Origin of the sequence: endosymbiont of Galathealinum brachiosum (assembly GCA_003349885.1) — a bacterium.
Lineage (GTDB): Bacteria > Pseudomonadota > Gammaproteobacteria > SZUA-229 > SZUA-229 > SZUA-229.
The window spans coordinates 145,557-158,677 of the sequence record QFXC01000002.1; the positions used below are offsets into that span (position 1 = coordinate 145,557).

The window sequence follows — 13,121 nt, forward strand, 5'->3', positions numbered from 1 at the left end:
AATGTCATACAAAAACTGGAAAATAGAAAAAGACGATGAAGACATTTGCTGGTTACATCTGGACGTAGCCGATTCAAGCACAAACATTTTACGCTTTGACGTGCTTGATGAACTTGATGATATTATTAATGATCTGGTTCAGTCCTTACCCGCCGGTATTATTTTTGTTAGTGACAAAAGCAATGGTTTTATCGCCGGTGCGGATATAAATGAGTTTACAGAAATAACCACCTATGAACAGGCAAGCGAAATGCTGGTGCGTGGTCATACCATTATGAATAAAATCGAAAGCCTGCCCTGCACAACGGTTGCTATGATTAATGGTTTTTGTTTAGGCGGCGGAATGGAGCTGGCACTGGCCTGCACCTACCGTGTTATGTGTGACAACAAGTCAACTCGTGTTGGGTTGCCTGAAGTTAAACTGGGCATTCATCCGGGTTATGGTGGCTCAGTCAGGAGCATTCAAAAAGCAGGCCCCATGGCTGCAATGAATGCAATGTTAACGGGGCGTCTGTTACAGGGTCGCGCTGCTAAAAAAATGGGTCTGGTGGATGACCTTGTACCTGAACGCCAGTTAAAACGAGCTGCACGTTATTTTGTTATAAACAGGCCACCTCATAAAGAACTGGCTATAAAAGATAAAATAATGAATCACCGCTTCGTACGCCCTTTGATTGCAAATCAAATGCGCAAGCAGGTGGCAAAAAAAGCCAGTAAACAACATTACCCTGCTCCTTACAAACTCATCGATTTGTGGCAAAAGCATATGGACAATCCTCGCCGCATGCTGGAAAAGGAAATTGAATCTGTAGCGAGTCTGGTAACAGATGACACTGCAAAAAATCTGGTGCGGGTTTTCTTTTTAATGGAAGAGTTAAAAACTCAGGGCAATAAAAAAGATTTTAAACCTCAACATATACACGTTATTGGTGGTGGAGTAATGGGTGGCGATATAGCTGCCTGGTGTGCATTAAGAGGTTTCAGAGTAACCGTGCAGGACCAGAAACCCGAGGCACTTGCTGGCACTATGAAACGCTCTATGAGCATGTTTAAAAGAAAATTTAAAAAAGATAAACGTTCTATTCGTGAATCTATGGATCGTTTAATTCCTGATACAAACGGCATGGGTGTTAAACATGCGGATTTAATTATTGAAGCTATCTTCGAAGATAAGGGCGTTAAACAATCATTATATAAAGATATAGAGCCACGTATGAAAGAAGGTGCAATACTGGCAACGAATACCTCAAGCATTCCACTTGAAGAACTCGCGACCTGCCTGAATAAACCTGATCGACTTGTTGGTATACATTTTTTTAATCCGGTTGCCTTAATGCCATTAGTTGAAATTGTACGTGGTAACAATACCAGCGATGAAACTATGACCCGAGCACTGGCATTCGGTAGACAGATAGACAAACTTCCATTACCGGTTAAAAGCTCACCGGGTTTTCTGGTTAACCGAATACTGATGCCCTACCTGATGGAAGCAGTTGAAATGGTGAGTGAAGGCATCGCCCCTGAAATGATTGATAAAGCTGCATTACAGTTTGGCATGCCAATGGGGCCGATTGAACTGGCTGATACCGTTGGACTGGATGTATGTAAATCGGTTGCACTTATTTTATCCGGTGGAGAAACACTGGACCTGCCGAAAAAAATGCAATCAATGGTTGAAAATGGCAATCTTGGTAAAAAGACTGGTAAGGGTTTTTACAAATGGAGCAAAGGTAAAGCAATCAAAGATAAAAAAGCCAGTTACGGAAATTTACAGGAACTACAGGATAGAATGATTATGCGGTTTTTAAATGAAGCCACTGCCTGTAAACGGGAGGGTGTTGTAGAAGGTGACGGCCTTATTGATGCCGGCATCATTTTCGGCACAGGTTTCGCTCCATTTAGAGGCGGTCCCTTACATTATATTCAGCAACAGGGTGTTCATGAATTAAGTGCACGATTAAGTCAGCTTAAAGATCGATATGGTGCAAGATTTTCTGCCGATGATGCATGGAACAGTCTGTAACTCTTGTAACTTGATCTATTTACGGAATACCTAGTTGTATAGAGCATTATATTCATTTAGGTTGAGATTTAAGCCTCATTATTAATGTATGCTTATATAGCCTGGATTATGATAATGTCTTTCTGGATCTGTAATTATGAGTGATACCTCTCTACCCCCTGCACCGACTATTAATTATCTAAATAATGAATGAATATTGATGTTTTCATGGGCTTACTCCGTGTCTGTGCTATAAATATATAAGAGCAAGGAGGCATTTAATTCCTAAATTGTTTAATGGAATCAATTAGAGTTATAAAGAGAAGTTAAATGAAGCGACGTAGCTTTATAAAATTATCCAGCTGTATACTTGCCGGTGGTTTATTACCCTTGACCACTACATCTCAAGCTAGCGTTAGTAAACAACGCCCCCTCATAATGGGAATATTTCCTCGCCGAAATATAAAACTGACATACCAGATATTTACACCGATGGCACGTTACTTAAGTAATGAATTGGGCCGGGAAGTCAAACTGATTACCGCTAAAAACTTTAAACAATTCTGGTTGGGTGTAAAAGAGCAGCGTTATGATCTGGTACACTATAATCAATATCATTATATAATTTCTCACCTGCTTTATGATTATCAGGTTATCTTAAAAAATCAGGAGTTTGGTCAATCAACCGTTGCTGGCTCGATTGTTGTGCGTAAGGATAGCGGCATCGATAAAGTTTCAGATCTGGAGAATAAAACCATTTTATTTGGTGGCGGTAAAATGGCCATGCAAAGTTACATTGCTGCTAAATGGTTACTTAAACAGGGCGGTTTAAATAGTAAAGATTATCAGGAAAAATTCTCAATCAATCCACCAAACGCGATTATGTCCACTTTTCGAAAGCAGGCTGATGCCGCTGGTTCAGGTGATGTTGTGATACGCCTTGACGTTGTTAAAAGCAGTATCGATGTATCACAAATGAAATACCTCGCAAGAACCAGACAGTTAACCCATTTACCCTGGGCCGTTAAGCATGATATGGAATACGATTTAAAATTAAAAATTCAACTTGCCTTAAGCTCACTGAATACAGAACCAGCAGGTCAGAAAATATTAGATCAGGCAAAACTGTCATCATTAATTCCAGCTACTGATAGTGAATATAATGGTCATAGAGAGATCATTCAAGAAGTCTACGGGAAAGACTATGGAATAGAAAAATTTAAATGAAAAGTAAAAGCACCCATAAGTATTCTCACATAGGCAATCAGTTCGTCATCATTGTTGCCGGGGTAATTTTGTTCGCACTATTAAGCAATGCTTTTTTTCAATACTTTAAAGAAAAACAACGAAGCTTCAATAATTTACTTAGAGAAGGTGAATCGATTGGTGCTTTGTTAAGCAGCATTTCTATAGACCCCCTGCTTGTTTATGACAATCATACTATTAATGAATTTGCTCGCAACACAACAAGTCAGAAAAATGTAATTTATACGATCTACATTGATGAAAAAAATAACGCTTTAACAAACTACTTAAACACAAACAATGAAATCATACAAAGTACGATAAAAAAAATAGAATCAGAAAACCCCGCAACCCTTTTAAATCAGTTTAACGATAACCCGAATATATTAAACTTAAGTTTCCCCGTCACATTTGAAAACCAGACGCTGGCTATCATTAAAGTAGGTCTTGATAAAAACCCACTAAAATATATCCCACTAGAAAACTTAATTACACAGGTAATATCAAGCGTTTTTTTCGGAATTCTTATGGGTATCAGCATTTACATAGGTTTTTTAAGAAAAGTTTCTGAACCGGTAAAAAGACTTAATAGCTCGGCTAATGACATTGCCAGCTTCAGATTTGATGAGGAAGTTAAAATAAAAGGCGATAACGAATTAACTGAACTTGCAAACACTTTTAATTTAATGAGGTTAACACTAAAAGAAGCCGTTATTACCCGCGAGGCCACACTCAAGGAAATGGAATTATTAAATTCATCTCTTGAAGACAGAGTGAGCGAAAGAACAAACAAACTTGAAGAACTTAATGCTAAAATAACGCATCAGGCAATGCATGACCCCCTTACCGGCTTACCGAATCGCACTTTAGTAATAGAACGCTTAAATCAGGCTATTAATTACGCCAACCGAAACAGTACTCGACTTGCTGTTTTTATCTTTGATTTAAATAACTTTAAAGATATAAATGATACGCTTGGTCATCCTGAAGGTGATTTGATTTTAAAACAAGTTGCTAAACGTATACCCGCCGCCCTACGTGAAAGTGATACTGCAGGTCGTCTTGGTGGTGATGAATTCGCTTTTGTTTTACCTGATATCGATGAAAAAAATGCTATTGAAGTGGGTTATAAAATCATCGACACATTAAAACCTGTCTTTGAGCTTACCTCTCAAAGTGTCGAAATCGGTGCCAGCATAGGCATTTCAATATTCCCGGAGCATGGCGAAGACCAGTCATCTCTTATACGTCATGCAGATGTCGCTATGTACGAATCTAAACGCCACGGCAGTAACGTCACGCTTTACAATTCCAGTTTTGATAGCCATACACCCTGGAGACTGGCACTGATGGCCGACCTGAGAAAAGCAATCGATAACAACGAACTTGAATTACATTACCAGCCACAGATTAATTTAAAAACAGATAAAGCTTATGGCGTTGAAGCTTTACTACGCTGGACGCACCCTAAACATGGCTTTGTCTCGCCCGATCAGTTTATTTACATTGCGGAAAACTCAGGATTGATTAATGCATTGAGTGAATGGGTTATAGATCATGCATTGAAGCAATTAAAACAATGGCAGGATTCCGGGCTAGAACTGGATATATCAATTAATATTTCAGCTCGTAACCTTCAGGATAAAAACTTCACAGGAACATTAGCTTCATTAATAGAAAAATACAAGGTAAACCAGAAACACATAAAACTTGAATTCACAGAGGGCACGATAATGTCTAATCCGGACATTGTAATAGCCTTAATAAGCCACTCAAAATTAAGCGGCATACGCTATTCAATCGATGACTTTGGAACTGGCTATTCATCGCTGAGTTACCTTAAAAACCTGACAGTAGATGAGGTTAAAATAGACAAATCGTTTGTCTTTGATATGGTAAAAAATAAAAATGACGCTAGCATCGTTCTATCAATAATCGAACTCACTCACAATCTGGGGCATCTTGTTGTAGCTGAAGGCGTTGAAAACGAGGGGGTGTTAAACGCACTTAAATCTCTTGGATGTGATTCTGCTCAGGGCTACCACATATCTAAAGCAATACCACCTGATGGAATACCTGAATTTATTAAAAACTATAATCAATAACTCCCGTATGTGACATAAAGCATATTGCAAACGACAGATATCATATATATTCACTAGTATGATTTTTTCTAATCACAATATTATCTGCACCTGTTAATCCATATAAATAGTAATTTCCCTTTATCCCCCCCTAGAATAAATAGATAGACTATACTTATTTGATAATTAATTTCAGGACATCTGATGAAGAAAATTTTAGCCGTTGATGACACAGAAATAATATTGGAGTTATTAAAACTGCACCTTGATAAAGAAGGTTATGATGTGCAAACCTGTGATAACCCTGAAAATGCGATGCAACTGGTTACAGACGAATCGTTTGATTTAATTTTACTCGACATTATGATGCCAGGAACGAACGGTCTGGACGTATTAAAATTTATTAAACAACAGGAAAAGAACAGATTTACTCCCGTAGTGATGCTTACCGCCAGAGATGACATGAACAGCATACGAGATTGTTTAACTAACGGTGCGCTTGAATATATGACTAAACCTTTTAATATTGTTTCTGTCAAAAAACGCATAGCTCAGTTAATAACTCAGGATAAATAATAACCTTCCATCAAACGTATTTTACTATCTACTTTTTCAAACTCACCGCTGTATAACAATTCACTGGCATCTACAGCTATATCAGTTAACTCATTATATCCCAGGCTTCCGCTTATACCCTTAAGTTGATGCAAAATAGCATGGGCATTTTGCATATCATTATTGCTTATTGAGCTTTTCAGATTGTTTATATAATCGGGAAGTTGCTTTAGATACTTTATTTTAAGATCATACAGAATATCATCAACATCACTATTTTCACCTGACTCAGCTTCCCGTGATTCTGTTTCTATATTAGCCTCACCTGTCAACTCTACAGCAGCACCCACAAGTGCTGGATCAACCTCATCATTATTTACATTCTTTGATAGTGATACATAACGTTGAATAGTTGAAATAAGATCATTGATAATAATTGGTTTAGTAAGAACCTCTGTGAACCCTAACTGAGTGAATTTTTCAGCATGATCTGTTAATGCATCTGCTGTGAGCGCAATAACAGGTTTATTATAATTTTGTTTTCTGAGTTGAGAAATAGCCTGTTTACCATTCATTACCGGCATCTGAATATCCATTAAAACAAGATCATAATCATTATTTAATGCCAGCTCTACCCCCTCTTTACCATTACTAGCCGTATCTATCTGTATACCATAGTCTTCGATATACGCTTTAACTAACTCTCTAATTTCAGAGGTATCTTCAACTAATAAAAGCTTACCCGATAAGATTAAACCTTCAATGGGCTGCTCATATTCAGAAACAGCAAGATCTTCATCGGTAAGCTCTGTAATAAAAGAATCTGTTTTTTCATTGAAGCCGGCTTTAATTGTTGATGTAAATCGACTACCGATGCCTTTTACACTCTGGACAACGATCTCCCCATCCATTAGTTCAACCAGTCGTTTTGATATGGTCAAACCAAGACCGGTTCCACCAAATCTTCTGGATATTGATGAATCAGCCTGAGAGAATGGTTTGAACAACCGCTCCAGCTCGTCGTTACTCATGCCTATCCCTGAGTCCTTAATATCAATTACCAGCATATCTTCACTCTGGCGATAGGAAATATCGATAGTGACTTTACCATCATCTGTAAAACGAATAGCATTACTCGCCAGATTAAGAATTATCTGTTTTGTACGAATGGCATCATTTAATATCATTTCAGGAATGGGTAACAAATAATTAATATCTAGTTGAATATTTTTTTCTAACGCCCTTTCATTCAATAATCTTCTGGCATGCTCAACGACTTTAATAATTGAAAATGAAGTTTTTTCGACTTCAAGCTTATTCGCTTCTACTTTCGACAAATCAAGAATATCGTTTATTAGATGCAGAAGATGATTGCCATTTTGAAGAACGATATCAAGCATATGCTTTTCATCATCGCGAGTTTTTGCTTTATCAAAACGAATTCGCTCGCTATATCCAATAATTGAGGTTAAAGGTGTGCGAATTTCATGACTCATATTAGCTAAAAATGCACTTTTTTGCTGACTCGCAGCTAATGCTTCATCACGATGACTTATTTCTTCCTTTAATTCGTCATTAGCTATTTTTAATGCCTGCTGATTACTACTTAGCGTATCGAGCATTTCATTAAGAAATTTTGAAACTAATCCAAACTCATCTCCCCTGTCTGCATTCAGTCGAATATCTGTATCTCCTTTTGAAACACTACGGGTAAATTCTATTATAGATTCGAATGGTCGATGTATAATTTTTTTGTTGAGCCAGAATAAGAATAAACTAAATAAGACTGAAAACCCGACAATGGAGGAGCCTATTTTAACCCGTTCTAATAATGCTGATCGCTTTAATAATGGAAATTCTGATGTTACATTATGAGTGACTGAATCAATTGAAAGTTCTGACTTTAATACAAAACTATTATCACTTTTTTTCCCATATTCAAACTGATTTTTTTCAGTTTTTATTTCAATAAATTTAACATCATTATTATTGATAAAACTTTCAAATATATTTCTCTGCTTATCTAAACTAAGGGCTTCATGATTAACATTCTTTACTAACTCTTCGATTTGATGCTCTTGCCATGTATACTCTTTCTTGCTTGACTCTTCAAATGTAGATGAGAAAGGAATCGTTATTGCAAACGACAGGACAACAATTGCCCAGATAGTTACTGCTGTAATTTTAATGGCTATGCTGCCATTCCAGGTGCTGGCCAGGTTATATGGCGAGTTTTCCGAGCCTTCCATTATTTTAATCCTGCCCACTTCATAAACATCACCATTGGACATATATTCGTTATTCCGGCGAGGATGAGCATACTGGCTACAAACCAGGGTATAAACCAGATCATATCTGGCATTACATAAAAAGGTACAAGTACAAAAGTAGACACAATAAAACGAAGTACTCGTTCAGATTCTATTTTATTAAACCATTTCACATTACAGGCACTGTCTTCTTGCACTGGTGTAGATTTACCATAACGAAGACGACTTAAAACCCCTGGTATACGCAGGTTAGTGACACCTTCGAAAAGAAGAGTACCCACAAAGACAAACAGGGGAATCATGGTTTCAAAATAAGCGGAATAAATTAAAATAGCCCAGAGGCCTACACCCATAATAAATCTAAACTGACGTTCACTCATGCCTTTTCCACGCTTTACTGATATTACTGTTAGTTTGTTATACGATGATTAATACTGTTTATCTCACAGCTTTAACTATATATAGTCGTAAAATTCAATATTTACCTGTTTTTTAGGCGTTAGAAAGGTCAAAAGGTATTTTTCTACAGAGAGGATTTCATATCTAATTCTGTTTAACCATTTACAAACACTATGATTAAATATTAGAAATGAGATTGCGTGCTTTTTGTTACATAGGGTGCATCGAAATTGTAATGCATTTAACGATACGAATTAGTATTATCTGCTGTCCAGCAGCTGCCTTACTTTAGCCAGAAGAACATCCACCTTATACGGTTTAGCTAACTGCTGATCAGTATGTACTCGAGAGCTCTGATTTTCATCATTAAACCCACTGGTTACCAGAATTTGTATCCCCGGATAGAGACGTTTAACTTTATCACTTAACTCATAACCATCCATCTCAGGCATAATGACATCTGTCAGCATTAAATCAACAGATTCTTTCTGTAATATTTGTAACGCTGTTTTACCACTTTCCGCACTCAACACCTGATAACCATTCATACTTAAAATATCAGATGCCAGACTCCGTAATTCAGACTCATCATCAACAATTAGTATCGTTTCTGTACCTGTTATATCTTTTTCTGATAAGCCTTCTGACGAAGACCGTACAGATTTATTAACCACTGCATTACGAGGAAAATAAAGCTCAAATGTGGTTCCCTGATTTTCAACGGAATGAACAATAATTTCTCCTTTTGACTGCTGTATAAAACCATACACCTGACTTAATCCTAGCCCTGTACCAGCCTCACCTTTGGTGGAAAAAAACGGATCAAAAATACGCTCTTTTACTTGGTCAGTCATGCCGCAGCCCGTATCAGAGATAACGAGTCGCACATAATCACCTTCGGCCAGTGAAAGCCGTTTTGCAACTATCTGCTGTTTTTCCAGATTAGATGTTTCTATCGTTAATTGCCCGCCAGATGGCATTGCATGCATCGCGTTTATACAAATATTAAGAATTGCATCGGCCATTAATTCAGGATCGATATAAACATCCCAGAGTGACTCCAGCAAATTCATATTCAGGCTAATTCTTGCTGTAAGCGTTTTTTCCAGCATAAGCTGATCACGCTTGAGGATTTCGTTAATACTGGTAGTTTTATCATCAGATGGCTGCTGCTTTGAAAAAGCGAGCAATTTGGTGGTAAGAATTCTCGCTCTATCTGCAGCCTGCATAATCGACTTTATATAGCGACTATGCTTTTCATCACTTAGGCTATCACCAAGTAACTCCGTATAACCCAGCACCACACCGAGCATATTGTTAAAATCATGTGCAATACCCCCGGTTAACTTACCCAGGGCCTCCATCTTCAAGCTTCGCCTTAACTGCCGTTCGGTGTTAATACGTTCGGTCACTTCACGTGATAACATAATAAAGTGTTTAAGTTTATTTTTTGATGGTTTAAGTGCCGTTGATAACTCAAACCAGTGGTCACCATCATCAAGCGCCAGATGAAGCACCTGGCCCTGTGATACGCCGCATTCTGCAGCCAGCTTTAAAGCTTTATATACTTCATTAGCTGATTTTTCAGGCAGAACATCTCTAACCAGATTACCCAGTAAGAAACTTTTCTGTTCAGCCAGAAGTCCCTCATCACTTGCCCATATATTCAGGTATCGGCCATCTTCATCTAGCTCGAATAGAAGGTCAGGTATCGCTTTTAATGTGGCAGAAAATTCAGCATTGGCTTCGCGCAATGCATCAACAGCCTGCTGTCGTTCTGTTATATCCCGACTCACTCCCAATAAACCAATAATATCCCCGTCAGAGTCTTTCAACGGCAACTTACGTGTATCAAATATACGAATTTCCCCATTTACATTCGCTGGGTCATTAGGGTTATGTAAATTTTTACCTGACAGCGCTTCTCTATCATCATGAATATAACCACGTACACCTTTTACATCATCACCCAGTACCAGCTCAGGATTCCAGCCATTTTCAATATCTGTATTACCGTACATTTCTTCCCGGGTTTTACCAACAGCATTCGAATAAGCCTGATTACATAAAATTGTTTTCAACTGTTTATCTTTTACAAAGATTAAGTCAGGCGTGGAGTTAATAACATTGTTTAACAAATTGGTTGTATTTACTAACTTATCCCGAGCTATCTGCCGGTCTGAAATATCGAACAAAGTAACAAGGTGTATATGCTGATATGATTCAGTGATAGATGAGGCAGATGCGATAATGTTACGAATGGTATTATCTTTACAATGTATCTTGAGCTCAATCGGCTCAAAAGATTCGCCCGTTTCAATTGATTTATTCAGGTGCTGTACCCAGGTTTCACTAACAGTTTTACGATACTGTTCATCAGGATAGGCTTTCGGCCACCAATCTTCTAGTGTGGGTATATCACTCAACTCATAGCCAAACACCTGTGTAAACGCGGGATTTAAATAGACGATATTCTGGTCATCATCATTTAATGCACAGGGCACTGGCAAAGCATCTATAACACTCTGAAACTGAACATCAAAATGCATCAGTTTAGACTGAACGTTAGTTTGTCGATTATTATTTATAGCCGATTGATTACTCAGCTCAGACTCAAGTCGGGTAATTTTTATTCTGGCTGCCTGCAGCTCTTCAATTAGAGAGGCTTTACTTTTAGACTTTATTTCATTCAAGGTAAATTTCCTGAAAATATAACTAATCACCTAATATGAGATGGTACGCTTCCCTGCCACACGATCTTTTCTCTTAAATCCACCTGTCTAATCATAACAGATACACTATAAAACACTACCTGACGTAATATTTTTTAATTGTGTAAAGCTTTATTTTTTAGTGGTTTACCTCAAAAGCAGATCAGAGTTGAATACCTGATCCGCAAACTTTATTTAAAAAGACTTTTTAAAATACATTTTTTCTTCATTCAGCTTATAACTCCAGGGTAAACCTGAGTTTTTCCAGCCATTTTTTAAACGCCAGCCTTTTTTATCGCCTTCTTTCAACGTACCACCTTCAAACCCATCAGTCACTACATACACTTTCGTGAAACCTTTATCAAAAAGCACATTAGCCGCAGGTGCACCCCGTGTTCCACCAGATCGACACATAATTAATACCGCATCATCTTTTGTCATACCTCTATTCACTAACGCCCTTTCAATGTCCGAAATAAAATCTGTATTTTTTTTCATTAATAAAACAGATTTTTTTGAGTTCCACTTCTTTGTATTGACCAACATAAAAGGAATATTTACATCTACAACATCAGTAAAACCGGTAAACATGATTTCTGCAGGTTCTCTTACATCAATAAACAGGGCTTTATCTCCTAATTTCATTTTTAAATCATACGCTTCTGTAGAATCCACATACAAATCCCAGGGAGTTTGTTTTTTAGGGTCGGATGGCTTAGGTGCTGCCAATGTATTTACACTTACACTCATTGCCATTATTGCTGCAATAATCATTGTTTTGCTTATCATAATATTCTACCTTTTTTTAAAATTAATGTTCTTCAGTGCATATTTCATGATTAATAACTGCACTGACTGTTCTAATGAGTAAATAAGTTACAATTGATGTTAACAGCGCAAGCAAGCCTGCACCTATGTATTGATACAACTGTATCTGAGTTATTTCATACATGAGTAAACTGGCAATCGTTATCGCCGCAACGGGAAAAGAATATGCCCACCATGAAAGAAAAAACTGTAATTTTGCGAATCGTTTAACCTGAATTAACAATAATAACGTAAGGAATAAACCCGAAAAATATAATACCCGGGCAAATGAATCCAGTTCACCCGTTAACCTCATGTAAGCGACAAAACCTACGGCCGGGGGAGCGATTAATATAAAAAGAGTTGGCATTAATTTTTCAGGCATAGGGTTATGAAACATTAAGCGGTAAAAAATAATCGTTAATAAAATCACCCAGAAAAACATACCGATACTGAAGAAGAACCACGACACCTCTGTATAACCAAGCGGAATACCCGCAATAGGCACAATCACATTACCCACTGCAGGAATAAACCAGGCTGGATTGACATGCTTTACTTCAAAATGCTCATGATGAATCCACGCATTAACAACGTAGAGTGTAAATAATAGATGCATAACACTACCTGCCACCCACATAAAATGACTGATACCCGTATTAACTGATAAAAATGCTATCGATAGCAAAAGCAGACTAATTGAAATGGTTGGAAAGAAATTTAGCTTAATCGGGTTGTGAAATTCATTCATTACCTGATCTTTGGCACTTATAAACTTAAGACCATACATAACTAACAACACAACAAAGATGCTACTGGTCAAAGCCAGTAATGCCACGTTAACAGATAAATCAATATTGAATATGTGCTGAGCTTTCTGCCAGGATATTGTTAAACCCGTCAAACCCATCACCATTGAAAAAAATGATATGGGAAAATGATTCAGCCTGTTCTGCAAGCCAGTCATATGGCATCTCCATTTGTTAAAATATTCACATTGAATACCCGACTAAAATAGTATGGATTCCACCGACACCTGTCATTGATA

At 37.5% G+C, this 13,121-nt stretch carries 9 protein-coding genes; 4 read left to right on the forward strand and 5 right to left on the reverse strand.

What is annotated here, in order from left to right; genetic code table 11:
- The first annotated feature begins 1 nt into the window (after nt 1).
- The 4 genes from DIZ80_00730 (at nt 2) to DIZ80_00745 (ending at nt 5,907) form a co-directional block, all read left to right on the forward strand.
- Nucleotides 2–2,023 carry a crotonase gene (locus DIZ80_00730; GenBank protein ID RDH86028.1) on the forward strand — a complete coding sequence of 674 codons (2,022 nt, stop codon included), beginning with the start codon at nt 2–4 and terminating at the stop codon, nt 2,021–2,023.
- Nucleotides 2,024–2,332: 309 nt separating this feature from the next.
- Complete coding sequence (locus tag DIZ80_00735) at nt 2,333–3,229, forward strand: hypothetical protein (protein RDH86029.1); 897 nt, start codon at nt 2,333–2,335, stop codon at nt 3,227–3,229.
- Complete coding sequence (locus tag DIZ80_00740) at nt 3,226–5,352, forward strand: hypothetical protein (GenBank protein RDH86030.1); 2,127 nt, start codon at nt 3,226–3,228, stop codon at nt 5,350–5,352. The genes DIZ80_00735 and DIZ80_00740 overlap by 4 nt, the downstream gene beginning before the upstream one ends.
- Nucleotides 5,353–5,535: 183 nt before the next feature.
- Nucleotides 5,536–5,907 carry a hypothetical protein gene (locus DIZ80_00745; protein ID RDH86031.1) on the forward strand — a complete coding sequence of 124 codons (372 nt, stop codon included), beginning with the start codon at nt 5,536–5,538 and terminating at the stop codon, nt 5,905–5,907.
- Here DIZ80_00745 and DIZ80_00750 read toward each other — a convergent pair.
- The 5 genes from DIZ80_00750 to DIZ80_00770 all read right to left on the reverse strand — a co-directional run bounded on the left by DIZ80_00750 (nt 5,895) and on the right by DIZ80_00770 (nt 13,040).
- Complete coding sequence (locus tag DIZ80_00750; protein ID RDH86032.1) at nt 5,895–8,177, reverse strand: hypothetical protein; 2,283 nt, start codon at nt 8,175–8,177, stop codon at nt 5,895–5,897. The two genes, DIZ80_00745 and DIZ80_00750, sit on opposite strands and share 13 nt — an antisense overlap.
- Nucleotides 8,135–8,536 (reverse strand): hypothetical protein, encoded by a 402-nt coding sequence (locus DIZ80_00755; protein ID RDH86033.1) that lies wholly within the window; start codon nt 8,534–8,536, stop codon nt 8,135–8,137. Before DIZ80_00755 ends, DIZ80_00750 begins: the two co-directional genes overlap by 43 nt.
- A gap of 279 nt (nt 8,537–8,815) precedes the next feature.
- A complete protein-coding gene (locus DIZ80_00760; protein ID RDH86034.1) occupies nt 8,816–11,248 on the reverse strand; it encodes a hypothetical protein in 2,433 nt (810 codons plus the stop codon).
- A gap of 213 nt (nt 11,249–11,461) precedes the next feature.
- On the reverse strand, nt 11,462–12,055 hold the full coding sequence (locus tag DIZ80_00765) for a sulfurtransferase (GenBank protein ID RDH86035.1): 594 nt from the start codon (nt 12,053–12,055) through the stop codon (nt 11,462–11,464).
- A gap of 22 nt (nt 12,056–12,077) precedes the next feature.
- Nucleotides 12,078–13,040, reverse strand: coding sequence for a C4-dicarboxylate ABC transporter (locus DIZ80_00770; GenBank protein ID RDH86036.1), 963 nt, complete (start codon nt 13,038–13,040; stop codon nt 12,078–12,080).
- Nucleotides 13,041–13,121: the final 81 nt, after the last annotated feature.